The organism is Rhizobium albus, assembly GCA_030160035.1.
Classification (GTDB): domain Bacteria; phylum Pseudomonadota; class Alphaproteobacteria; order Rhizobiales; family Rhizobiaceae; genus Georhizobium; species Georhizobium albus.
Genome location: BSNO01000001.1, coordinates 1060042 through 1081872 on the forward strand (window position 1 = coordinate 1060042; position 21831 = coordinate 1081872).

The following is a 21831-nucleotide window of genomic DNA, read 5'->3' on the forward strand; positions in this document are numbered from 1 at the left end:
GGCTGATCAGAGCGGCGCTGTCGCAGCGTCGAGCCAAGCGCGGTCTTCTGCGCTTTCCAGCATCGGCGTGAGTTCGTGGCGAACGCGGGCGTGGTAGGCATTCAGCCAGGTGTGCTCCTCTTCCGTCAGGAGCGTTGGTTCGACGAGCCTGCGGTCGATGGGGCAAAGCGTCAGCGTTTCGAAGCCGAGCATCGGCTTGTCACCGCCCTCGATCGCGCGAGGCTCGTGGACGTAGATCAGGTTCTCGATGCGGATGCCGAACGCGCCCTCGCGGTAGTAGCCGGGCTCGTTGGACAAGATCATGCCAGGTAGAAGAGCCTGCGTGCCACGCCGCGAGATCGATTGCGGGCCTTCGTGCACCGACAGATATGACCCGACGCCGTGGCCGGTGCCATGGCCGAAATCAGCGCCGGCCTTCCAGAGCGCGATGCGGGCGAGCGGGTCGAGCTCACTGCCCTTGGTGTTTTCGGGAAACCGCGCGACCGAGATGGCGATCATGCCCTTCAACACCAGCGTGAAGAAGCGCCGCATCTCATCCGTCGGCGTACCGATCGCCACGGTGCGGGTAATGTCGGTCGTGCCTGACACATATTGCCCGCCGGAATCGAGCAGGAACAGTTCGCCCGCCTCGAGCTTACGGTTGGTCTGTTCGTTGACACGGTAGTGGATGATCGCGCCGTTCGGCCCGGCACCGGAGATCGTTTCGAACGAGACGTCTTTCAGCGGCAGCTGGTGGCTCTGGCCGATCCGGCTGCGGGTCGCTTCGAGTGTCTTCGCCACAGTGATCTCATCGAGCGAGCCCGGCTGCTGGCCGTCGAGCCAGGCAAGGAACGTCACCATCGCCGCACCGTCGACCAGATGTGCGCGTTGCGATCCGGAAATCTCCACCGCGTTCTTCACGGCGCGGGGCAGGCGGGCAGGGTCGGCATCCTCCACAAGCCTGCCCCCGGCCGCGGTGATGGCCGTGGCGATTGCCTTTGGCGTCAGAGCAGGATCGACGAGCACCTTGGCGGCATTCTTGCCGAGGCTATTGAGTGCAGCGGCAAAGCCCTCCGGCGCCTTCAGGTCCGACAGTTGCGTGAGATAGGCCTTCTCCTCGATACCGAGCTTAGCGTCCTCGATGAAGAGCTGCGGGCGCTGTCCGGGCTGGAAGATCGCACGGGCGAGGGGATGCGGCGTGTGCGGCACGTCGGCGCCGCGGATATTGAAGGCCCAGGCGACGGAGGACGGATCGGTCATGACGAAGGCATCGGCCTTCCTGGCCGTGACCGCCGCATCGATCTCGGCGATCTTGTCATGCGCGAGCTTGCCGGCATGATCGCGCGACTGGATCGACACCCGCCCCACGGGCGCGGCCGGCCGATCGTCCCAGACTGCATCGAGTGGATTGGAGGAAACGGCAACCAGCGCGGCGCCTGACGACTTCGCTGCCTTTTCCAGGCGTGCGACTTCGCCCGTCGTGTGAAGCCATGGGTCGTAGCCGATGCGCATGCCGGCCGGCGCGTTGCCGTTGATCCATTCCGGCGGCGGGTTGTCCACGAGGTCCATGGGCTGGAAGACGTCCATGTCGGCCTGGATGCGAACCTGGGTCGTGTATCGGCCATCGACGAAGATGAAGGCTTCATTCCGGGTCACCACGCAGGCGCCGGCGGAGCCGGTGAAGCCCGTGAGCCATTGCAGGCGTGCTGCAGACGCCGGCACATATTCGCCCTGGAATTCATCGGCGCGCGGAATGATGAAGGCATCGATGCCGTGCTCGTCGAATTTTCCGCGCAGTCTCGCAACGCGATCTTTTCCTGTTTCCGGCGACGAAAGCACGGAGAAATTCTGAAACATGGTCCAACCTTCGACCTGAGATGGCACCCGCCTGCTGGCAAACCGGGCCATCGTTAATATTGCGTTGCAGCATGACGGCTTCGCAGTTGCGATAAATGCAAGGCTCCCATGCACCTTGGGCCCTGCCACAACCGAAACGAATCTCTATCTTGAGAAGCATGGGAGGCCAAGCAACGCCGGACCAAAGGACACCGACATGGCCAAGAACATTTTCCGTACTGCATTCGATCGCGTCATCGAAGCTCGTGAGCGCCAGGTGCGCCGCTACGTCAACGGCGCTCTGCTGTCGTTCGACGACGAAACGCTGAAGACGCTCGGTCGCCGCCGCGAAGACATGGTTCGCGAAGGCTCTTCTTCTTTCCCGTTCTAATCTTGAACTGGTGAAAGCGGAGCCTCCGGCAGGCCTCAGCTCAAATGCAAAGTGACCCAGCCCTCGCGCCACAACGTCTTTCTGTGGGCGAGGGCTTGGCCGTTATAGGCGGACAGCACTTTCCAGCGCTGTTCTGCAAGAATGCCCGACAGGATCACGCTGCCGCCGGGTGCGAGATGGCGCACCAGCTCGGGAGCCATCGAGATCAGCGGTCTTGCCAGAATGTTGGCGACGATGAGGTCGAACGGGCCTTCGTCCTTGAAGATTCGCGCCTGAAAACCGGGTGCCGTGCGCATCTTGATGCGTGCACCGACTTCGTTCAGCGCGGCATTTTCTGCCGCGATTTTCACCGCAATCGGATCGATATCGGTCGCGACGACACGCGCGTTGCATAGCTGCGCGACGGCTATGGCGAGAACACCGCTGCCGGTCCCGAGATCAAGCGCGCGCTTCGGCTTGCTCCGCCGCACCACCTCATCGATCATCTCCAGACAACCGGACGTGGTGCCATGATGACCCGTGCCGAAAGCCTGGCCGGCATCGATCTCGATCGGGAGATCACCTGGCCTGATCGCGGCGCGGTCGTGCGAGCCATGCACCAGGAAACGTCCGGCGCGCACGGGCTTCAAGCCTTCCAGAGACTTGCTGACCCAGTCGATATCCGGAACGTCTTCGTATTCAATCGGCAAAGTGCCGAAATCGGGCTCGAGCACCGCAGCCACCCGTTCGCGCAAATCCGCGATCTCACCCTCGTCGGCGTAGATCGAGGCCTCCCAGACATCCGCCTTCTCATCGATTTCCGACGTGGCGACCGGAAAACCGTCCTCTTCGAAGGCGTTCGAGAGAATGTCGAGGATGCGCGAAGCTTCAGTTTCGCTCGTTTTCACGAAGAGGCGCTTTTGCGACATGAAGATCCTGCGTCCGGGCGTCGCTTTTCAGCTCAGCCGCCGATGAGATTGCGCAGTTTCTGTACAGCCGTGTCGGCATTTTCGCCATAGGCGATGGTGGAGCGGAAGCGGCCGTTTTCATCCAGCAGGAATACCGATGCCGTATGGTCCATCGTGTAGTCGCCGTCTGGATCGTTCTCGTCGAGCGGGACCTTGCGTGCGTAAACGTTGAAGCCCTGCACCATCTCGGCGACCGCGCCCGGCTCGCCGGTGATGCCGCCGATGCGATCGGAAACGTTGGAGAGATAGCCAGACAGAAGCTCCGGCGTATCCCGTTCCGGATCGACCGTCACCATGTAGGCGTTGAGGTCGTCACCCTCGGGGTCGACCTGCTGCATCCAGCCATCGAGTTCGAAAAGCGTCGTCGGGCAGACGTCTGGGCAGTGGGTGAAGCCGAAGAAGAGGGCTGTCGGCTGACCACGGAAAGCTTCCTCAGTGATCTCCTGGCCCGATGCGTCCACGAGCGCGAAGTCCACGCCATAGGGCTCCTCGCCGCCCGGCCCGGCGGTGCGGGTAAACTGATAGCTCACCCAGGCGAGAACGCCAGCGAAGATGATGACCAGTGCCCAAAGGGCCGTGCGGAAGAAAACCATGCGCGTCGATGCCTTCAGCGGCTTTGTTTCGAGCCTGATCTAAAGGCAGATCCCTGCAATGTCAGTAGGATAAATGGGCGCAGCCGTTCACAACCGCGCTACAGGCACCATGCGAGACCGTTCTGGACCATCGCAACGAACATGTCCGTGCCATAGGCCGACCAGCCGGCAAAGGCTGCCCCTGTCATGATCGCCGAGAAGGCGATCGCGACGATCAGCACGCGATTGTTGATGTTGGTTCCGTCCATGGCGCTAGATTAGCGCGGCTCAAGGGCTTGCGCCAGACAGGGTGCACTTGCCGATGCTCGGTGAAGCAAATAAACGCCGGCCATGGACGATCACGATGACCTCCTCAAGGACCCGACGCCCAAGGTGCACGGCAGCGCCACCGTGCAGGACTGCACGTTTGGCCGGTTCGTGGTGATCGGAGAACGCGTCGTGATGCGCGACGTAACCGTCGGCAACTACTCCTATTTCGAGCGTCACGGCGAAGCGATCTATACCGATGTCGGTCGGTTTTGCTCGATAGCCGCCAATGTGCGGATCAACGCGCTCGAACATCCGATGGAGCGGGTCACCACGCACAAAGTGACCTATCGCCCGAACGAGTTCTTCCGCTTTCACGGCATCGATTATGGGTTTCGCGATCGTCGCCGCTCGAAACGTGTGACGATCGGCCATGACGTGTGGATCGGCCACGGAGCCGTGGTGATGCCTGGTGTCACGATCGGAACGGGTGCGGTGGTCGGCGCAAACGCCGTCGTCACGCGCGACGTCGACCCCTATACAATCGTCGCCGGCATGCCTGCCAAGCCGCTCCGGACACGGTTCGAGAAAGCGATCATCGATCGGCTGCTGGCTCTCGCCTGGTGGGACTGGCCGGATGAACGCCTGCACGCCGCCATTGCGGACATGCAGATGCTCGCGATCGAAGACTTTCTCGACAAATGGGAAGTCGCTGGTGGTTAGGACCAGTCGCGGCAGACATATTTGACGTCGGAGAACGCCTCAATGCCATGGCGTGAACCTTCGCGGCCGAGGCCGGATTGCTTCATGCCGCCAAATGGGATTGGCGCGCCGGTCACTTTCGTTCTGTTCACCCCGATCATACCGTATTGCAGCTTGCGCGACAGCCGGTAGATGCGGGCAGGCTTCATCGTGTGGACATAGGCGATCAGCCCGTATTCCGTGGCGTTTGCCGCTCGCACCACTTCGTCCTCGCTGTCGAATGCCGTGATGGCGGCGACCGGGCCAAAGGTTTCCTCGCTCATGATCTTGGCATCGGCCGGGACGTCGGCGAGCACGGTCGGTTCGAAGAAGAGGGGACCGGCTTCGTGTTTATGGCCGCCGCACAGTACTTTCGCACCTTTGATACGGGCGTCTTCGACCTGTTCGACCTGCTTTGCGATTGCAGCCTCGTTCATCAGCGGTCCGATGTCGGGATCGTCCATGCCGGAACCGACGGTCAGCGCCTTCGTGCGCTCGGCAAAGCGCTCGCAGAATGCGTCATAGACCGGGCGTTCGACATAGAAGCGATTGGCACCGAGACAGTCCTGTCCGGATGTCGCAAATTTGGCCTTGATCGCCTCGTCGACGGCCTTGTCGAGATCAGCGTCGGCGAAGACGATGAATGGTGCATGACCGCCAAGTTCCAGGCTCAGCCGCTTGATGGTCGGCGCGCTTTGCTCATAGAGCAACCGACCGATTTCGGTCGATCCCGTGAAGGACAGCGCTCTGACCCGCGCGTCGCTCGTCCAGGTTCCGACGATCGGTGCCGGCTCGCCGATGGCAACATTGAACACGCCTGCCGGAAAGCCGGCGCGCTCTGCCAGAACGGCGAGCGCCAAGGCCGAGATCGGCGTTTCCTTGGAGGGATGGATCACGACGGTGCAGCCGACTGAAAGCGCTGCAGCGGCCTTGCGGGTGATCATGGCGATGGGGAAGTTCCATGGCGTGACGAGTGCTGCCACACCGACCGGCTCGCGCCAGACCTCGACTTCTGCCGAGGGTAGATGCGAGGTCACGCTCATGATGTCGGGACGTCGGGCTTCCTCGGCAAAGAACTCGATGAAGGATGCGCCGTAATCGATCTCGCCTCGGGCTTCGGAGATCGGTTTTCCCTGTTCCAGCACCATGATGCGGGCGAGGTCTTCCTTGTTCGCGAGGACGAGGTCGTACCAGCGCCGCAGGATCGCCATGCGGTCCTGGGGGAGAAGGTCGGCCCAAGCACCGAAGGCAGTGTCTGCGGCATCGACAGCTGCACTCGCGCCATCGGGGCCTAGGACCTGGAAGGTGGCGATGGTCGATCCGTTGGCAGGGTTCCGGACGTCCAGCGTTGCACCGTCCTGGCCGTCGATCCATCGGCCGCCGACGAACGAACGGTCCCGATAGAGATCGGGGTCGGCAAGCTTGAAGCCGTTTGGCGTGATGTCGGTTTGCCCATTCGCGGTGGAGTTCGCAGAGGTGAGCGTCGACGTCTGGTCGATCATATGGTCTTCCTCGCTGTCTGGCCTGAAATCGGGCGCAAGACTGCAGGAAGCGGCCATGGGGCACAACCCTTGGCGGCAAATCGACTTGGAAGGGCGTGCGCTACTTCTTTTCGAGAAGTAGCGTGCCCTCCTTCTGAAGCCGGCCCTTGATCGTGGTGGCGAGCGAGGCGAGGAGCCATGGCAAGTCGAGCTCGAGCTTGACGACGTTGTCCTCGACGTCGAGGCGACCCGATATCGTCTGGCCCATCATGCCGGCTTTGAAATCGAGATGATCGCCGGACCATTCCTGCTCGACGTTCACGGCGCGACCGGCCACCTGCTCGTGAACACGCTGCAGACCGCCTTCCAGCCGCTGGCGTGCCTCAAGCTTCGTCAAACGGTGGGGGATCTCGACGGTGACGGTCTCTGCCATGGTATCCAAGCGCCTCGCGTAAACGGTATCTATCGCATGTGGCGATTTTGGCGCTGGATCGCAAGTCTCATTCAGGCATCGTCGCGGTGATCTTGATGGAGGCATACCAGGCCGACAGATCCGATATCTGTTCGTCCGTCAGGTTCTTGGCAACCACGCTCATCATCTCATTTTCGCGCTCGCCACTGCGAAAGGCCTTCAGCTGCTTTTCGAGATAAATCTGGCTTTCGCCGGCGAGGTTCGGCGCGATTGGGATTTGCGCGATGCCGTCGAGACCATGGCATGTCCGGCACTGGCCAGCCAACGTGCGGCCTGATGCTGCATCCTGCGCAAGTGAGGGGGAGGCGATAGAGCAGGCAGCGATAAGTGCCGATAAAGCAACGATGTAACGCATGTTTTCAATCCTGGCTGAGAATGGCGGCGAGCATGATCTGCCCGCCGCCAGAACGCATTACTGTGCCTGCGGTGCCTCGTAGGAGATGCGGTAGATCGCGCCTGCCAGGTCATCCGAGACGAGAATGGACCCGTCCCTCAGCTGCGCTACATCCACCGGACGGCCGAGATATTCCCCGTTCTCGTCGAGCCAACCCTCGGCGAACGGTACGGTCTCGCCGACATTGCCTTCGGCATCGACGGGGGTGAACATCACGCGGGCGCCGACGGGCTCGGTGCGGTTCCAGGAGCCGTGTTGAGCCGAGAAGATGCCGTTCTTGTACTCGTCCGGAAACTGGTTTCCGGAGTAGAACATCATCCCGAGATCGGCTGCGTGCGCTTGCATCTCGACGACGGGCATCACGACGTCTGCAGGGATCTCGGCATCCTTGTATTCGTTGGTGCGGATCGATCCGCCGCCATACCAGGGGAAGCCGAAGTTCTGGCCGGCTTCGGTCTGGCGGTTGATCTCACCGGGCGGGATGTCGTCGCCCATGCCGTCGACTTGGTTATCTGTGAACCAAAGTTCGCCGCTCTCGGGGTGGAAATCCTGGCCGACGGAGTTGCGCACGCCGTGGGTGTAGACTTCGCGATCCGAGCCATCCTGGTTGACGCGAATGATGCCGCCGATGCCTTGCTCGTTGTAGAGATCCATCTTTTCAGCCGGCGGCACGTTGTAGGGCTGGCCGAGCGACACGTAGAGCTTGCCGTCCGGCCCGATGTCGCAGACGCGCGCGGTGTGGTTGTAGCTGACTTCCTCTTCCGGCACGAGTTCACCATCGGCGATGACCGGGACGGCGACGACGTCCGGGCTCTCGTAGAAGAATTCAGCGGCCGGGTACTGCAGAACGCGGTTCTGCTCGGCGATGAACAGCACGCCCTCAGGAGAGAAGCAGGGCCCGTTCGGGATCGCCTTGGCGAGCGACGGCGCGAAATTCTTCACTTCGTCGGCAACACGGTTCTTGTCGCGATCGGTGACGGCCCAGACTTCGGTCTTGCGGGTGCCGACGAAGACGACGATGCCCTGCGGTCCAACGGCCATGTGACGGGCATCCGGCACGAGGGCATAGAGATCGATGGAGAACCCGTCGGGAAGTTCGATGCGCTCGAGCGTCGAGCGGATCGCATCGGCACTTTCGCTGTTCTGATCGACGGTAATGAACTCGGTGGTGCCGGTGGTGCGGAAGCTGCCAAGCCGCTCCAGCGTGTCGTTGGATTGTGCGAAAGCGGGCACGCAATAGGCAGCGCTTGCCGCCAAGGCGGCACAGATCAATCTGGTCTTCATGTTTTCCTCCCAAGACCGGTGCTCCACCACCGGGTGCAAGAATTAGCGGCCAGATTGCACAACCCGTCAAGGCGGTAATTCTGCCGCTTTGGTACAAGCGCGGGTCAGCGCCGTCGCACGGAAATGGATGTGCGCCTTCTGATTCGGCGCTCTTCTTGGGGCAGGCGCGCTCATCCTGCGAAACACTGGCTTGGGATGTGCCGAATCGGGACCGCTCGCCCACGCAGGCCTGTTCAAGATAAACCTTTGGTAACCTGCTATATTTGATGGGTGTCAAACCATGGGGGCTGGTGATAAAATCTATGCTGTCGGGCTGGGCGGCTAAACTGTGACGAGTACTCTGAAACGGAATGCTGCGTCATATTGGGAGTCCCGGCATGTCCGAGATTGATAATGAAAATAAACTAAGACTGACAGGCGCGATCGTGAGCGCATATGTCGGCAAACATTCCATTCCGTCCTCTGAATTGGCGGCTCTGCTGCAAAACGTCTATGCATCGCTCGATCAACTCGCCGCCGGCGAAGTGCCCGCCGAGCCGCTTGTGCCGGCTGTCCCCGTCGCTAAATCGGTGACTCCGGAATACATCATTTCCTTGGAAGACGGCCGCCGGTTCAAATCGCTGAAGCGACATCTGGCTGCACAATACGGTCTTTCACCCGAAGAGTACCGCGCTCGTTGGGGTCTTCCCGCCGATTACCCGATGGTCGCACCGAATTACGCCGCAAAGCGTTCCCAACTGGCAAAGTCCATGGGATTGGGACGCGAAGCCCCACGCTCGTCTCCGCCGCTGCGCGCAGTCGAAAGCCAGTAAATCTTCTCAAGCATGACGATGCGAAAGGCGGTCGCACATCTGCGGCCGCCTTCGCGTCATCTGTGTCAGCAGTTGGCGCGAATGCCTTCCTCGTCCTCGGCCGCACGTGCCGTCTGGCAGGCTGCCGAGCGGGTCGCGTCATTCACCGTATCTTCGGCCGAATTCAGAAAATCACGTGCGGCTTCACCCGCACGATCGATGGCAGGGCCGACGGCATCGGCCGCGTCTTCGGCCGCGGAGCGGGCGGCTTCGCCCGTTTCGCGCGCAGCATTGCCGATAGCGTCCATGGCTTCGCCGGCTTCGCGCGACGTATCGTTGTCTTCGACTCCGGGAGCCGTGGCGTTCCCGGTCTGGCTGGGATCGTCACCGCAAGCAGCCAGGCCGACGAGCGCGGCAAGCAGAATGGGAAGGGCACGGTTCATGATCGGTGGTCCTTAAGCAGTTGTTTTAGCATGAAGTGCTCAAGAACGCGCCTTCGCGCATCCGGTTCCAACGGCCGATGCGGAAGGCGTTTTTAGATTTGTGCTCAGACGGGTGTGACGAAGCCGTCGAGCACGCGCTTCTGGCCGGCCTTGTCGAAATCGATCGTCAGCTTGTTGCCTTCGATCGCCGCGACATTGCCGTTGCCGAACTTCATATGGAAGACGCGATCGCCGATGGAGAAGGCGCTGGGTGTGTCCGTTGTCGATTTTGCGACGAGCTCGCCTTCGATCGTGCGCACGCCGCGTGGCCCGCTTTCGCCATAACCGACACGCTCCACCTGATGGCCGGAGCGACTGCCCCAGTTGCGACTTGTGGCATCTGTTCGGTTCGCCTGGGCGCGTTTCCAGCCAGGCGTTTCGTAGGTGGAGGCGAAGATCTCCGGGTTGTCGAAACGGGATGCGCCATACGGGTTCTGCCGACCCGCCGAAAAGCCAGACGAGCCGCCGCCAAACCGATTGTAGCCGCCATAGGACATTTCCGCTTCGGCCACCTCGACGTGGGCTTCCGGCAACTCGTCGAGAAAGCGCGATGGAATGGTCGATTGCCACAGCCCATGGATGCGTCGGTTGGACACGAACCAGAGATGCGCACGTTTTTTTGCACGCGTCAGACCCACATAGGCGAGCCGCCGCTCTTCCTCGAGGCCGGAGCGACCGCCTTCGTCGAGCGAGCGTTGATGCGGGAAGAGACCTTCTTCCCAGCCCGGCAGGAAAACCGTTTCGAATTCCAGGCCCTTGGCCGAGTGCAGCGTCATGATGCTGACGGCATCCATGTCTTCGTTCTGCTCGGCGTCCATGACGAGGGCGACATGTTCGAGGAAGCCGCGCATGGACTCGTAAAAATCCATCGAGCGGATGAGTTCCTTGAGGTTTTCCAAACGACCCGGCGCTTCGGCGGATTTGTCGTTCTGCCACATCTCGGTGTAGCCGGACTCCTCCAAGATACGCTCGGCCAGCTCGGTATGCGGCGTGTTTTCGAGTGCTGCCGACCAGCGGGTGAAACCCTCCACCACGTCGCGCAGGCTCTTGCGCGCCTTAGGCTTCAGTTCTTCGGTCTCCACGAGATCGCGCGCGGCGGCGATCATCGGGATGTCCCGCGCGCGGGCGTAATCGTGCAGCTGGCGGATCGTTGCGTCGCCAAGGCCGCGCTTCGGCACGTTCACGATCCGCTCGAAAGCGAGATCGTCGGCAGGTTGGCAGACGGCGCGAAAATAGGCCATCGCATCGCGGATTTCCTGCCGCTCATAGAAGCGCGGGCCACCGATGACGCGGTAGTTCAACCCCATCGTCACGAAGCGATCTTCGAATTCGCGCATCTGGAACGAGGCGCGCACGAGGATCGCCATGTCGTTCAGATTGTGCCGGCGGCCATTGGCGTCGGGGCGCTGCAGCTGCTCGATCGTTTCGCCGACCGCACGGGCTTCTTCCTCGGAGTCCCAGGCGGCGTGAACCTGAACCTTTTCATGCTCCGGGTCAGACTGCTCGGTGAACAGCGTCTTGCCCAGGCGCCCCTCATTGTGCGCGATGAGATGGCCGGCTGCACCGAGGATATGCTCTGTCGAACGGTAATTGCGCTCCAGGCGGATAATGGTCGCGCCCGGAAAATCCTTGTCGAAGCGCAGGATGTTGTCCACCTCGGCACCACGCCAGCCATAGATCGACTGGTCGTCGTCACCGACGCAGCAGACATTGACGCTGCCGCCGCGCTGGCCTGGTTCCTTTGATTGGGGGCGTTGGGCGAGCAGGCGCAGCCACATATATTGGGCCGTATTGGTGTCCTGATACTCGTCGACCAGCAAATATTTGAACTTGCGATGGTACTCCGCCAGCACATCCGGATTCGCCCTCAGCATGCGGATCGGATGGCAGAGCAGATCGCCGAAATCGCAAGCATTCAGGGTCTTCAAGCGGTTCTGGTAGGCTTCGTAAAGCTCGCGGCCCTTGCCGTTGGCAAAGGCACGTGCGTCGCCTTCGGGAATCTCGTGCGGCGCCAGACCCTTGTTCTTCCAGCCGTCGATCATCTGCGCGAACTGGCGCGCGGGCCAACGCTTGTCGTCCAGACCTTCGGCCTGAATCAACTGCTTGATCAGGCGCACGACATCGTCGGTGTCGAGAATGGTGAAATCCGAGCGCAGCCCGACAAGCTCGGCATGGCGGCGCAGAAGCTTCACGCCGATCGAGTGGAAGGTGCCAAGCCAGGGCATGCCTTCGACGGCACCGCCGACGAGCATGCCGACCCGCTCCTTCATCTCGCGGGCAGCCTTGTTGGTGAAGGTCACCGCCAGGATCTGCGACGGGAAGGCAAGGCCTGTCGCAAGGATATGGGCGATGCGCGTCGTCAGCACGCGCGTCTTTCCCGTGCCGGCACCCGCGAGCACCAGCAGGGGGCCTTCGGTCGTGACGACGGCCTGTCGCTGTTCGGGGTTGAGGCCAATCAGATAGTCGGGGGCCGGTGCCGATTGATTGCGCGCGGCCATTGCGCGCGCTGCCAACCCGGAGGGGCGCTTCACCGGCTCGCTGTCGCCGAAGAACGGAATATCGTCGCTGCTGTCGATCATGGCCACCAATGTAGTGATTCGGGCGTCGAAGGCCAGCAATCGACCTCGGTGACCACTTTGCATAGAAAAACCGGCGGTCTTGCGACCGCCGGTTCCATTCAGACTTTTCGTTGCAGGTGTTACTGCGCCGGAGCCGGTGCAGGGGCCGTGGCAGGATCCATGGCGCCGCCCGTATCGGTTGCCGGTGCCATCTCGGCGTCCTGCTCGGCTGCCTGGTCATCCAGATCCATGTATTCCGGAGCATTTTCCAAGTCTTCGCGGGTCGCCTCGATCACCAGGCGGACGTCGGTGGAGTCCGGCTGTTGTTCGATGGTGATCATGTCGAAGTTAACGCCGACATCCTTTTGGCCGATGCCGAGGAAGCCACCAACGCCGACAACTGCCGTGCGTGCGCCGCCGTCATCGGAGAAGATCAGGTCGGTGATTTCGCCGATCGACTCGTCTTCCATATTGTAGAGCGACTGGCCGACATAAGTGTTGGCGGAGACTTCGTTCTCTTCCTGCATGGTGATGAACATTTCGCCGGACGGTGCGTCCATCGAAGCACTGTCGTCCGTCATGGGAGCGGCTGCGCCAGCGTCGGGCGTCGTCGTGTCGTCCGTGTCGCTAAGCATTTCGTCAGCTTCCTGGCTGGCGTCTGCGTCGTCCACCGTGCCGTCATTTGCATCGTTGGTGTCGCCGGTCGTGGTCACGGGAGAAACTTCATCGCCGTCCTCGATATCGGCATCCGGCTCCATCTCGTTATCGACCGTGTCGGCGGCGTCTTCCGCAGCGTCGCTGGCCGCGTCACCTGCATCATCGGCGGCTTCGCCCATGCTATCGGTAGCGTCGTCCATCGTTTCTGCCGGCTGATCCGTAGTCGCATCAGCTCCGGGAGCAGGCTGTGTCTGAGCGGCTGCCGAGCCGACAATGCTGTCGGTGATTGCTGGGTTGGTGAAGGCTGCGCCGGCGAACATTGCCCCCAGGGCGACCGATGTAAGAAGCGTGCGTTTCATGGTCTTCTCCTCTTTATGATCGGCCGGCATCCGTCTGATGCGATTTCACGATTTTGTTATCGGCAGATCGATGCTGGAGGAACGGTACACATGACGGTTGGTTCGGCGACCAATCGATCAATTGACAGTAACGAAATGAAACAATTTATTACGGAACTTTACCCGTGTGACGGATTTGAACAGCGTTTTATGTCCGCTCGCCGAGGCGACATCACACATGTCCCAGAGGAGGCCGAACATGGCACGACGCGGATCATCCATGGGTTTGTTCGGGCTTTTCGGCCGATCGGAGGATCTCCGCCAACTGGATGCTGCCTTCCGAGGAGCTGGACTGCATCCGGCGCTCGTCCCTGAGGGCGTCAAACTCGCCATCTCCAATCTCTTGAAGGATGATAACGGCGGACGATACGCCGACGCTGCCACCTATCCCCATGTCGCAGATCTGGTTGCCTATTGCCTGCTCGGTCATGAGACGTTCGAGGGGGAAGTTGGCCCGGATCGCGCCCGAGAAGTCGAAGCTCGCATCGATGCCGCGCTGGAAGCCGGGGAGGGCGTGGATGCCGATTTGATCCTGCTCACGCTGCACTCCAAACTGATCCAGCCGAGCGTTGTCGATCGTTTCGGGTTGAGCGCAGAAGAGAACGGGGAATAAAGGCACGCCGTCACGCGTTCTCATGCGAGCTTTATCGCTCTGAGAGCGCCGCGCCTCACGGCAACAGGAGACAGCATGACATCATCGCCTTCCTCTCGATCGCAGCGCCTAACGCGCCGGATGGTGTTGCGGCGCATGGGTCTTGCTGCCTCGGCGGTGTATGCGGCTCCCCTTCTGACGGGTGTGACGCGGGCCCGCGCTTCGGACGGCTCAGCTGGTTCGGCGGGATCTGGCAGTGGTTCGGGCGTCGTATCCCGGCCGGCGCCGCCGCGACCGGAAATCGTCGTCGCCACGCTGGATGCAGGCGGCATCGATCTCATAGCGTCGCAAGGCTACGCGCTGGTGGAGCGTGCCTCGATCGGTATCGTGACATTGGAGCTCGGCCGTTTCACGTTGCCGCCGAACCGGACGGTCGTGGAAGCGGAAGCTGAAATCACTGGTCTCGTTCCGGGCGCAATCTTCGATCTCAACCATCTCTATGTACCGGGCGAACTCGCCTGTGCCGATGGCGACTGTCAGGCATTCCAGCTGATCGGCTGGACGGACGATGCGCGGGCCTGCCCGGCAGGGGTGACGATCGGGATGATCGACACGACGGTCAATGCCGAGCATGCGGCACTTGCCGGTGTCGAGCTGGAAAAGGTGCCGGTGCTCGCCGCGGATCGCGCGACCGGCAGCGCCGTTCATGGCACCGCAATCGCGATTCTTCTCGCGGGCGGAAGCGACACGCGTACGCCCGGCCTTTTAAGCGGTGTGAGGCTGGTGGCGGCTGAGGCGTTTCATCGGGCGAGCGACGGCGAGGACCGCGCCGACACGTTCGATATCGCCCGGGCGATCGACCGGCTCGTCCAGCAGGACGTGTCCGTCATCAATATGAGCTTCGCCGGGCCGGCCAATGGTGTGCTCGAGCGCGTGACGGCGGCTGCAACCGAGCGCGGCGTCATTCTCGTCGCGGCAGCCGGCAATGCCGGGCCCCGGTCAGAGCCTCTCTACCCGGCAGCCTATGAGGGTGTGGTGGCCGTCACTGCGGTGGATGGCGAGCGCCGCGTCTATCGTCGCGCCGTCAATGGCCCGCACATCGATTTCGCAGGGCCCGGCGTTCAGCTATGGACCGCTGCGTCTGTGAGTGGCGGGCGCTTCCGGTCCGGTACGTCCTATGCTGCGCCTTTCGTTTCGGCTGCGTTGGCCGTCGCCCGCGCGCGCGATCCGGAAACGCCGAGCGCGCAGCTGGTCTCGGCCCTTGCCGCGCAGGCTGCCGATCTCGGCGCTCCTGGGCGCGACGAGGTGTTTGGGTGGGGTCTCGTCCAGACGGAAGGCATCTGCCGCTAGGAACATCACCACTCGCCGGATCGGGTTGTGGCCCTATTTGCAGCCTATGCTTTTCTCTAGGACACGCGCAGGAGGAAGAGCATGACCCGCCCGACCATCACCCAAGACATGATTTCCGCTTACGACGAGTACACCCATCTCACGCTCGACCGGCGTGGGTTCATGGAGAAGCTGACCAAGCTTGCCGGCTCGGGAGCGGCGGCCGCTGCCATTGCGCCGATGCTGGCCGCAAGCAACGCAGCGGCGCAGCAGGTGCCGGAGGATGATAATCGCCTGGTGGCGGAAGACATCACCTATCCGGGCGGCAACGGCGAGATGCAGGGCTATCTGGTGCGCATGCGCGATGCTGCGAACCCCATGCCGTCCGTCATCGTCATTCACGAAAACCGTGGTCTTAATCCGCATATCCGCGATGTCGCACGGCGGCTCGCGCTGCAGGGCTTCCTCGTTCTTGCCCCCGATTTCCTTTCGCCGGATGGTGGAACGCCGGAGGATGAAGACCGTGCCCGCGAGAAGATCGGGGCACTCGATGCTGCCGAGACCATCGCCAACGCGACGGCAACCGTCGCCTTTCTCGAAGGCCATGAAAGCAGCAACGGAAGGGTGGGTGCCGTGGGCTTTTGCTGGGGCGGCGGCATGGTCAACGATCTGGCCGCCGCTTCGGAAGATCTCGTCGCGGGCGTCGCCTATTACGGTCGGCAGGCCGCCGCTGAACAGGTGCCGAACATCCGCGCGGCGCTCATGCTGCACTATGCCGGGCTCGATGATCGCATCAATGCCGGCATCGAAGCCTATGAGGCCGCCCTCAAGGAACACGGCGTCGAATACCAGTTGTTCATGTATGAGGGCTCCAACCATGCCTTCAACAACGACACGTCGAGTGCCCGCTTCGACCCTGTCGCGGCGGCGGTCGCCTGGGAGCGGACGCTGGCCTTTTTCAGAGAAAAGCTAGCCACACCTGCCTGACGATCCATCTAGCTGAGAGCCCGGATCCGGCGACTGGTCGAAGTGGCTGAACGGGAATCTGTTTCCGGTTCAGCCGTTTTGTTTTTCCAGCCAGCGCATCAGCCGAAGCTCGGTATCGTCCATCCACTCCGATGCTGCCCCGCGCGATGGGCGGATGGCTTTCAGTTCATCCCTCAGCGAACCCTCCTCGAATGCGTCGATCACTGCGGGATGGATGTAACACCGGCGGCAGACCGCGCGGGTGTTGCCAAGACGCGACGAGACTGCGTCGACAGCTGCGTTGATCTTGCGGGAGGCATCCGTCTTGGAGGTAGGGGCTTCCAGCTCCGACAAGGCAATGGCGGCCAGCCGCGTGCCGGACCACGTCCTGAACAGCTTCGAGCTCAGCTCCGATCCGGTGATCTCGCGCAGATAGGCGTTGATGTCATCCGACTTGACGGTAGAGCGTCCACCATCGCCCGTTTCATACTGAAAGAGCTGATGGCCGGGCAATTCGTGGATGGTGCGGATGATCTTGGCGATCCGCCGATCGGTGTGGGTCAGGTTCCATTCCTTGCCGGACTTGCCCTTGAAGCGGAACCGCATCACGGAGCCGGAAATATCGAGATGACGCTTCTTCAGCGTCGTCAGGCCGAAGCTCTTGTTCTGCTTTGCATAGATCTCGTTGCCGACACGGATCAGCAGATTGTCCAGCATCCAGACCACCGATGCCGTGACCTTCTCATAGGACAGTGATCGGCGGCGCAGATCCGCATCCACCTGCTCACGGATCGTGGGCAACAGCTGTGCGAAGGAGGCGAGTTCGCCGTACTTCGTCGCGTCGCGGGATTCATGCCATTTCGGGTGATAGCGGTACTGCTTGCGCCCGCGTTGGTCGCGCCCCGTTGCCTGGAGATGGCCCAGCGGTTCGACCGTGATCCAGACATCCTGGTAGGCAGGCGGGATAGCAAGCGACCGAATGCGATCGATATGATCGCCGGCGCCGAGCTTGTCGCCCTCCGGCGTCACATAATAGAAACCCCGCCCGGCCTTGCGGCGGCGAAAGCCGGGTGTTTCGTCGCTCACATAGATGAGACGCGCTGCCTTGGCATGCTCTTCAGCTGAAATACGCTCTATCATTTCGGTGCTTTCAATTCGACGAAACCTTCGAACCGGCGAAGAAGTGCAAGCACCACAACGCCGAGGATCGTGGCCGGTAGAGCGATCATCCAATAGCCGAAGCCGATGGAAAGGCCGATCGCGGCGGCGAGCCAGATGCCGGCACCGGTCGTGAGACCTTTGACCTCGCCCTTGGCGAAGACGATGAATCCAGCTGCGAGGAACGCGACGCCCGCAGTGACCGCTTCGATGACGCGCAACGGATCGATCTGAACGTCATTGTCGCCCAGATTCTCGGAGTGGATGACTTCGGTTGCGAGTATCGCAAAGGCGCTGGCGGCGACGGCCACCAGCGCGTGGGTTCGCAGCCCTGCCGGTCGTGACCGCAATTCCCGTTCGAAACCGATCACGGCGCCGAAGAGAAGCGCTCCGACGAACCGTGCCCAGATGACGGGCGCCGGGAGGAAGGTCGAGTGGGTCATGTCGGCGATGATGCTTTCCATCGCCGCTGAAATTCAGCGGCGCATCGATTGTTCCATCAGCGCTCGGGAACATTCGTGCGTGTGCGGATTTTCAGGAGATCGCAACTGCTTCCCGGAGATCGTCGATGCCTGCACAATCGAAAGCCCAGCAGAAGGCCGCCGGCGCGGCGCTCTCCGCCAAGCGCGGCGATACCAAGAAATCCGATCTGAAGGGGGCTTCGAAAGACATGGTGGAGTCCATGACCGAGAAGCAGCTGGAAGAGCTGGCAGAGACCAAGCGCGAGAAGCTGCCGAACAAGAAGAAGTCGTGATCGTCAGCTCTTTCGAGGCCGGGGGAACGTGCACGTCACATTAGCGTTTTGTTAAAAACTGTCTCGCGTCAAGAGGAATGCCATGGCTGCACGTGCAATGTGGAAAGGCCAGCTGCGCCTTTCACTCGTCTCCATCCCGGTCGAATTGTACAGCGCCACCAAGACGGGCGCCCGCATCAGCTTCCGCCAGATCCATGAGCCGACAGGCAAACCGATCCGGTACGAAAAGGTCGTCGACGGGCACGGCCCGGTCGATGCGGACGAGATCGTCAAAGGCTTTGAGTACGACAAGGGCAATTATGTCCTGCTCGATCCCGACGAGATCGAAGCCGTGAAGCTCGAGACTCGGAAGACGCTGGAGCTGGTTCAATTCGTCGGAGCCTGCGAGATCCCGCCACTCTACTATGACAAGCCCTATTACGTCGTGCCGACCGACGAACTCGCCGAAGACGCATATCGCGTGGTGCGGGATGCGCTGCGCCAATCGGAAAAGGTCGGCCTCGGACAATTGGCCATGCGCGGCCATGAATATCTGTGCGCGATCCGGCCGTGCGGCGATGGTTTGCTGCTGGAGACGCTGCATTACGCCGACGAGATCCGCAAAGCGGATCCCCTGTTTTCGGAAATCAGCGGAGAAGGGGCCGACGAGGAGCTTCTCGAAGTCGCAACGGCCTTGATCGACCGGAAGACGGCGAAGTTCGATCCGAAGGTCTTCAAGGACCATTACGCGGACGCATTGCGCGATCTCATCGACTCCAAGACGAAGAGCAAGACTTCGAAACGCGTGGATACGGGCGACGACGACAAACCGGCCAAGGGCGGCGACAACGTCGTGGACCTGATGTCGGCTCTGAAGAAGAGCCTGGAAACGTCCAACGGCAAGAAGAAGACTGCGGCAGCAAAGCCAAGCGCGTCGCGATCGACCAAGACGGAGACCAAGACCGCGGCCAAGCCAAAGGCCGCGCCCCGCAAGAAGTCGGCTTGAGGGTTTTGATCGATGGCATCCGCTGATCCGCTTTCAACCTACAACGCCAAGCGGGATTTCACCCGCACACGCGAGCCCAAGGGCAAGAAGGCGCGCACGCGGAAGGACAAGCTCCGGTTTCTCGTGCAGAAGCACGACGCGACGCGTCTGCACTACGATCTGCGCCTCGAATGGGGAGGGGTGCTGAAAAGCTGGGCCGTCACCCGCGGCCCGAGCGTCGATCCGGGTGACAAGCGGCTCGCCGTCATGACCGAGGATCATCCGATGTCCTACGGCGATTTCGAGGGCGTAATCCCCAAGAAGGAGTATGGCGGCGGCACCGTGATGCTTTGGGACCAGGGGACGTGGGAGCCGCTGCACGACCCGGAAGAGGGCCTCAAGGAAGGCAAGCTGCACTTCAACCTGCACGGCGAGCGGATGACGGGCGGCTGGGCTCTCGTCCGGATCAAGCCGCGCAAAGGCGAGAAGCGCGACAACTGGCTTCTGATCAAGGAGCGGGACGCCGTTGCCGACAGTTTCGAAGGCGAGACGGGCGACATCATCACCACCGCCAACATGATCAGCATCGTTTCAGGCCGGTCGATGGAGGAGATCGCCGCTTCGGCCGACGCCGTATGGTCGTCCAGCGCGAAGCCGGCAGCCAAGACCGCCAAGACGGAAGCGGCGCAGGCGAAGCGCCCCAAGCGATCATCCACCATCGCAATGCCGGCCTTCGAGCCTCCGATGCTGGCGACGCTCGTCGATGCCGCGCCCGAGGGCGACGACTGGTTGCACGAGGTGAAGTTCGACGGCTATCGCCTGATGGCAGCGATCGGCGGGAAAGGCGTTGCCCTTTACACTCGCACCGGTCTTGACTGGACGGACAAGTTCCCGGACGTCGCCAAGGCGCTCGAAGGGCTGAACTGCAAGAGCGCGCTGATCGACGGCGAGGTAATGGCAAGCGACATCAAGGATGGCGGCTCCGCATTCTCCGCACTGCAGAAGGCAATCAAGGGCGGCGCAGCCAAACGCTTCTTCGCATTCGACCTGTTGGCGCTGAATGGCAAGGATCTGAAGAAGAATCCGCTGATCGAGCGAAAGGAAGCGCTTTCGCAGCTGATCTCCGACAGTGCGGCCACACCCGTTGTGCAGTACAGCGAGCATGTGCGCGGCCATGGTCCGAGCGTCTTCCGCTCCATCTGCAAGGCTGGTCAGGAAGGCATCATCGCGAAGAAGGCGGATGCGCCTTATCGCGGCCGTCGCGGACGCGAATGGCTGAAGGTGAAATGCACCAAGCGGCAGGAATTCGTGATCGGCGGCTATTCGAAATCCGACAAGCGCGGCAGGGCTTTCGCCTCGCTTCTTCTCGGAACGCGGGAAGGCGACAAGCTTGTTTATCGCGGGCGCGTCGGCACCGGGTTCACAGGCGAGACGCTCGAAGAACTCGGCGCGCTATTAAAGGAGCGCACCCGCAAATCGATGCCCTTCGAGAGTGTCGACGCACAGTTCCGCCGTGATGCCGTCTGGGTAACGCCCGACCTCGTGGCCGAGGTGGACTATGCGGAGCTGACCGATGACGGGCACATCCGCCATGGCGCATTCCTTGGCCTGCGCGAGGACAAGGCGGCGGACGACATCACGCTCGAAAGTGCATCTTCAGACAAGGGGACGGATATGAGCGCGGACGACGAGCCCATCACGCCCAAACAAAATGCGCGCGCCAAGAGCGCGGCTTCGGAAGAAGTGCTCGGCATCAAGATCAGCAGTCCGTATCGCGTCGTCTTTCCGAAGCAGGGCGTTACCAAGATCGACCTCGCCCGTTACTTTGCGGTGGCTGCAGACCGGATGTTGCCTTTCGTTGCCGGTCATCCCGTGTCGCTTGTGCGCTGCCCGCAGGGACGGACCAAGCAATGCTTCTTCCAAAAGCATGCCAGCGACGGGTTCCCCGCCGAGATCAAGCGTGTGCCGATCAAGGAGAATTCCGGCGATACCGAGGATTACATGGTTCTCGACAGCGCCGAGGCCCTCGTCGCCGCAGTCCAGATGGGAACGCTCGAATTCCACATATGGGGCTCGAACATGACCGACCTTGAAAAGCCGGTTCGCATGGTTTTCGATCTCGATCCCGACGAGCGGCTGACTTTCGACGATGTGCGCGAGGCTGCATTCGCCATGCGCGACCGGCTCGCGGAGTTGAAGTTGCAGAGCGTACCGATGGTGACCGGTGGCAAGGGCGTGCACGTGATCGTACCGCTGCAAAGGCGCGCAACCTGGACTGAGGTGAAAGCCTTTTCGAAGAGCTTTGCAACGGCGTTTGCCGAGGAGGAACCCGATCGGTTCGTCGCGACCATGTCCAAGGCGAAGCGCAAGGGGCGCATTTTCATCGACTGGCTGCGAAACGAGCGGGGGTCCACGGCGATTGCACCCTATTCGACACGTTCGCGCGAGGGTGCGCCAGTGGCGACTCCGGTTTCCTGGGAAGAACTGGCCGATCTGGAGGACGCCAATTCGTTCCGACTGCACGACATGCCTGATCGTCTGGAAGCACCGGACCCCTGGGCGGACGCGGCAGGCTGGCGCCAGTCTTTGACGAAGGCCATGCTCAAGGCATTCTCCGGCTGAACGCGGCTGGTGTGTCGTTTGCACGATGCCCAACGACACACTCACGGAAAAGTTATGCCAATTGAACGGGCTTTCAAATCGCGTCTGAGCCCGGAAAACGATCGATAGATTGCCAGTTCCGTACAAAATCGACCATGATCGCGCCTGAACCGGCGCATCGGTGTCGACGTATTCTCGTCATCGTCTTGGTTACGCG

At 61.7% G+C, this 21831-nt stretch carries 22 protein-coding genes; 9 read left to right on the plus strand and 13 right to left on the minus strand.

The features are described from left to right. Positions 1-6: 6 nt before the first annotated feature. The gene (locus tag QQL76_RS05055; RefSeq protein WP_499206646.1) at positions 7-1836 is read right to left on the minus strand and encodes an aminopeptidase P family protein; all 1830 of its coding nucleotides are present in this window, start codon (positions 1834-1836) and stop codon (positions 7-9) included. A 196-nt stretch (positions 1837-2032) separates the two neighbouring features. Here QQL76_RS05055 and QQL76_RS05060 point away from each other — a divergent pair, with 196 nt between their 5' ends. Further along, complete coding sequence (locus QQL76_RS05060) at positions 2033-2206, plus strand: hypothetical protein (RefSeq protein WP_164527824.1); 174 nt, start codon at positions 2033-2035, stop codon at positions 2204-2206. A 35-nt stretch (positions 2207-2241) separates the two neighbouring features. On the opposite strand, the gene QQL76_RS05065 is transcribed toward QQL76_RS05060, so the two are convergent. The 3 genes from QQL76_RS05065 to QQL76_RS05075 all read right to left on the minus strand — a co-directional run bounded on the left by QQL76_RS05065 (position 2242) and on the right by QQL76_RS05075 (position 3994). Next, on the minus strand, positions 2242-3114 hold the full coding sequence (locus QQL76_RS05065; RefSeq protein ID WP_499206647.1) for a 50S ribosomal protein L11 methyltransferase: 873 nt from the start codon (positions 3112-3114) through the stop codon (positions 2242-2244). Positions 3115-3146: 32 nt separating this feature from the next. Beyond that, a complete protein-coding gene (locus QQL76_RS05070) occupies positions 3147-3746 on the minus strand; it encodes an SCO family protein (protein WP_499206648.1) in 600 nt (199 codons plus the stop codon). 98 nt (positions 3747-3844) lie between these two features. After that, on the minus strand, positions 3845-3994 hold the full coding sequence (locus tag QQL76_RS05075; protein WP_499206649.1) for a hypothetical protein: 150 nt from the start codon (positions 3992-3994) through the stop codon (positions 3845-3847). A gap of 82 nt (positions 3995-4076) precedes the next feature. On the opposite strand from QQL76_RS05075, the gene QQL76_RS05080 reads away from it, so the two are divergent. After that, positions 4077-4715, plus strand: a complete 639-nt coding sequence (locus QQL76_RS05080) for an LbetaH domain-containing protein (protein WP_499206650.1) — start codon at positions 4077-4079, stop codon at positions 4713-4715. On the opposite strand, the gene QQL76_RS05085 is transcribed toward QQL76_RS05080, so the two are convergent. The 4 genes from QQL76_RS05085 to QQL76_RS05100 form a co-directional block, all read right to left on the minus strand. After that, positions 4712-6235 carry an NAD-dependent succinate-semialdehyde dehydrogenase gene (locus QQL76_RS05085; RefSeq protein ID WP_499206651.1) on the minus strand — a complete coding sequence of 508 codons (1524 nt, stop codon included), beginning with the start codon at positions 6233-6235 and terminating at the stop codon, positions 4712-4714. The two genes, QQL76_RS05080 and QQL76_RS05085, sit on opposite strands and share 4 nt — an antisense overlap. A gap of 100 nt (positions 6236-6335) precedes the next feature. Next, positions 6336-6647: a polyhydroxyalkanoic acid system family protein gene (locus QQL76_RS05090; protein WP_126009474.1), complete on the minus strand. Its 312-nt coding sequence runs from the start codon at positions 6645-6647 to the stop codon at positions 6336-6338. A gap of 67 nt (positions 6648-6714) precedes the next feature. Next, positions 6715-7041 (minus strand): c-type cytochrome, encoded by a 327-nt coding sequence (locus QQL76_RS05095; protein ID WP_499206652.1) that lies wholly within the window; start codon positions 7039-7041, stop codon positions 6715-6717. 57 nt (positions 7042-7098) lie between these two features. After that, a complete protein-coding gene (locus QQL76_RS05100; RefSeq protein WP_126009478.1) occupies positions 7099-8364 on the minus strand; it encodes a PQQ-dependent sugar dehydrogenase in 1266 nt (421 codons plus the stop codon). A 377-nt stretch (positions 8365-8741) separates the two neighbouring features. On the opposite strand from QQL76_RS05100, the gene QQL76_RS05105 reads away from it, so the two are divergent. Further along, positions 8742-9176 carry a Ros/MucR family transcriptional regulator gene (locus QQL76_RS05105; RefSeq protein ID WP_499207117.1) on the plus strand — a complete coding sequence of 145 codons (435 nt, stop codon included), beginning with the start codon at positions 8742-8744 and terminating at the stop codon, positions 9174-9176. A gap of 65 nt (positions 9177-9241) precedes the next feature. Here the strand turns inward: QQL76_RS05105 and QQL76_RS05110 are convergent, their stop codons facing one another. From QQL76_RS05110 to QQL76_RS05120, 3 genes are all read right to left on the minus strand, one after another. Next, a complete protein-coding gene (locus QQL76_RS05110; protein WP_499206653.1) occupies positions 9242-9598 on the minus strand; it encodes a hypothetical protein in 357 nt (118 codons plus the stop codon). A gap of 104 nt (positions 9599-9702) precedes the next feature. Beyond that, positions 9703-12216: an ATP-dependent helicase gene (locus QQL76_RS05115; protein ID WP_499206654.1), complete on the minus strand. Its 2514-nt coding sequence runs from the start codon at positions 12214-12216 to the stop codon at positions 9703-9705. Positions 12217-12335: 119 nt separating this feature from the next. Next, positions 12336-13211 (minus strand): PRC-barrel domain-containing protein, encoded by an 876-nt coding sequence (locus QQL76_RS05120; RefSeq protein WP_499206655.1) that lies wholly within the window; start codon positions 13209-13211, stop codon positions 12336-12338. A gap of 238 nt (positions 13212-13449) precedes the next feature. Here QQL76_RS05120 and QQL76_RS05125 point away from each other — a divergent pair, with 238 nt between their 5' ends. The 3 genes from QQL76_RS05125 (at position 13450) to QQL76_RS05135 (ending at position 16158) form a co-directional block, all read left to right on the plus strand. Further along, positions 13450-13863, plus strand: a complete 414-nt coding sequence (locus tag QQL76_RS05125; protein WP_499206656.1) for a hypothetical protein — start codon at positions 13450-13452, stop codon at positions 13861-13863. 75 nt (positions 13864-13938) lie between these two features. Further along, the gene (locus QQL76_RS05130; RefSeq protein ID WP_499206657.1) at positions 13939-15192 is read left to right on the plus strand and encodes a S8 family serine peptidase; all 1254 of its coding nucleotides are present in this window, start codon (positions 13939-13941) and stop codon (positions 15190-15192) included. An 81-nt stretch (positions 15193-15273) separates the two neighbouring features. Continuing rightward, positions 15274-16158, plus strand: coding sequence for a dienelactone hydrolase family protein (locus QQL76_RS05135; protein WP_499206658.1), 885 nt, complete (start codon positions 15274-15276; stop codon positions 16156-16158). Positions 16159-16227: 69 nt separating this feature from the next. Here QQL76_RS05135 and QQL76_RS05140 read toward each other — a convergent pair whose 3' ends face one another. Both QQL76_RS05140 and QQL76_RS05145 read right to left on the minus strand, forming a co-directional pair. Then, on the minus strand, positions 16228-17277 hold the full coding sequence (locus QQL76_RS05140; RefSeq protein WP_499206659.1) for a DNA topoisomerase IB: 1050 nt from the start codon (positions 17275-17277) through the stop codon (positions 16228-16230). Continuing rightward, the gene (locus QQL76_RS05145; RefSeq protein ID WP_499206660.1) at positions 17274-17759 is read right to left on the minus strand and encodes an MgtC/SapB family protein; all 486 of its coding nucleotides are present in this window, start codon (positions 17757-17759) and stop codon (positions 17274-17276) included. Before QQL76_RS05145 ends, QQL76_RS05140 begins: the two co-directional genes overlap by 4 nt. Before the next feature lie 104 nt (positions 17760-17863). On the opposite strand from QQL76_RS05145, the gene QQL76_RS05150 reads away from it, so the two are divergent. The 3 genes from QQL76_RS05150 (at position 17864) to ligD (ending at position 21635) form a co-directional block, all read left to right on the plus strand. Then, the gene (locus tag QQL76_RS05150) at positions 17864-18049 is read left to right on the plus strand and encodes a DUF3008 family protein (RefSeq protein ID WP_404864257.1); all 186 of its coding nucleotides are present in this window, start codon (positions 17864-17866) and stop codon (positions 18047-18049) included. Positions 18050-18131: 82 nt separating this feature from the next. After that, positions 18132-19034 carry a Ku protein gene (ku, locus tag QQL76_RS05155; RefSeq protein ID WP_499206661.1) on the plus strand — a complete coding sequence of 301 codons (903 nt, stop codon included), beginning with the start codon at positions 18132-18134 and terminating at the stop codon, positions 19032-19034. 12 nt (positions 19035-19046) lie between these two features. Beyond that, positions 19047-21635 carry a DNA ligase-like domain-containing protein gene (gene ligD / locus QQL76_RS05160; RefSeq protein WP_499206662.1) on the plus strand — a complete coding sequence of 863 codons (2589 nt, stop codon included), beginning with the start codon at positions 19047-19049 and terminating at the stop codon, positions 21633-21635. Positions 21636-21831 lie beyond the last annotated feature (196 nt).

Bases quoted from the DNA above. Each gene is read 5' to 3' on its own strand.
- QQL76_RS05150 (WP_404864257.1), top strand. From the start codon at position 17,864: ATGCCTGCACAATCGAAAGCCCAGCAGAAGGCCGCCGGCGCGGCGCTC.
- QQL76_RS05085 (WP_499206651.1), bottom strand. From the start codon at position 6,235: ATGATCGACCAGACGTCGACGCTCACCTCTGCGAACTCCACCGCGAAT.
- QQL76_RS05060 (WP_164527824.1), top strand. From the start codon at position 2,033: ATGGCCAAGAACATTTTCCGTACTGCATTCGATCGCGTCATCGAAGCT.
- QQL76_RS05105 (WP_499207117.1), top strand. From the start codon at position 8,742: ATGTCCGAGATTGATAATGAAAATAAACTAAGACTGACAGGCGCGATC.
- QQL76_RS05135 (WP_499206658.1), top strand. From the start codon at position 15,274: ATGACCCGCCCGACCATCACCCAAGACATGATTTCCGCTTACGACGAG.
- QQL76_RS05110 (WP_499206653.1), bottom strand. From the start codon at position 9,598: ATGAACCGTGCCCTTCCCATTCTGCTTGCCGCGCTCGTCGGCCTGGCT.
- QQL76_RS05120 (WP_499206655.1), bottom strand. From the start codon at position 13,211: ATGAAACGCACGCTTCTTACATCGGTCGCCCTGGGGGCAATGTTCGCC.
- QQL76_RS05065 (WP_499206647.1), bottom strand. From the start codon at position 3,114: ATGTCGCAAAAGCGCCTCTTCGTGAAAACGAGCGAAACTGAAGCTTCG.
- QQL76_RS05130 (WP_499206657.1), top strand. From the start codon at position 13,939: ATGACATCATCGCCTTCCTCTCGATCGCAGCGCCTAACGCGCCGGATG.
- QQL76_RS05125 (WP_499206656.1), top strand. From the start codon at position 13,450: ATGGCACGACGCGGATCATCCATGGGTTTGTTCGGGCTTTTCGGCCGA.
- QQL76_RS05055 (WP_499206646.1), bottom strand. From the start codon at position 1,836: ATGTTTCAGAATTTCTCCGTGCTTTCGTCGCCGGAAACAGGAAAAGAT.
- QQL76_RS05100 (WP_126009478.1), bottom strand. From the start codon at position 8,364: ATGAAGACCAGATTGATCTGTGCCGCCTTGGCGGCAAGCGCTGCCTAT.
- ku (WP_499206661.1), top strand. From the start codon at position 18,132: ATGGCTGCACGTGCAATGTGGAAAGGCCAGCTGCGCCTTTCACTCGTC.
- QQL76_RS05140 (WP_499206659.1), bottom strand. From the start codon at position 17,277: ATGATAGAGCGTATTTCAGCTGAAGAGCATGCCAAGGCAGCGCGTCTC.
- QQL76_RS05090 (WP_126009474.1), bottom strand. From the start codon at position 6,647: ATGGCAGAGACCGTCACCGTCGAGATCCCCCACCGTTTGACGAAGCTT.
- QQL76_RS05075 (WP_499206649.1), bottom strand. From the start codon at position 3,994: ATGGACGGAACCAACATCAACAATCGCGTGCTGATCGTCGCGATCGCC.
- QQL76_RS05095 (WP_499206652.1), bottom strand. From the start codon at position 7,041: ATGCGTTACATCGTTGCTTTATCGGCACTTATCGCTGCCTGCTCTATC.
- QQL76_RS05070 (WP_499206648.1), bottom strand. From the start codon at position 3,746: ATGGTTTTCTTCCGCACGGCCCTTTGGGCACTGGTCATCATCTTCGCT.
- QQL76_RS05080 (WP_499206650.1), top strand. From the start codon at position 4,077: ATGGACGATCACGATGACCTCCTCAAGGACCCGACGCCCAAGGTGCAC.
- QQL76_RS05145 (WP_499206660.1), bottom strand. From the start codon at position 17,759: ATGGAAAGCATCATCGCCGACATGACCCACTCGACCTTCCTCCCGGCG.
- QQL76_RS05115 (WP_499206654.1), bottom strand. From the start codon at position 12,216: ATGATCGACAGCAGCGACGATATTCCGTTCTTCGGCGACAGCGAGCCG.
- ligD (WP_499206662.1), top strand. From the start codon at position 19,047: ATGGCATCCGCTGATCCGCTTTCAACCTACAACGCCAAGCGGGATTTC.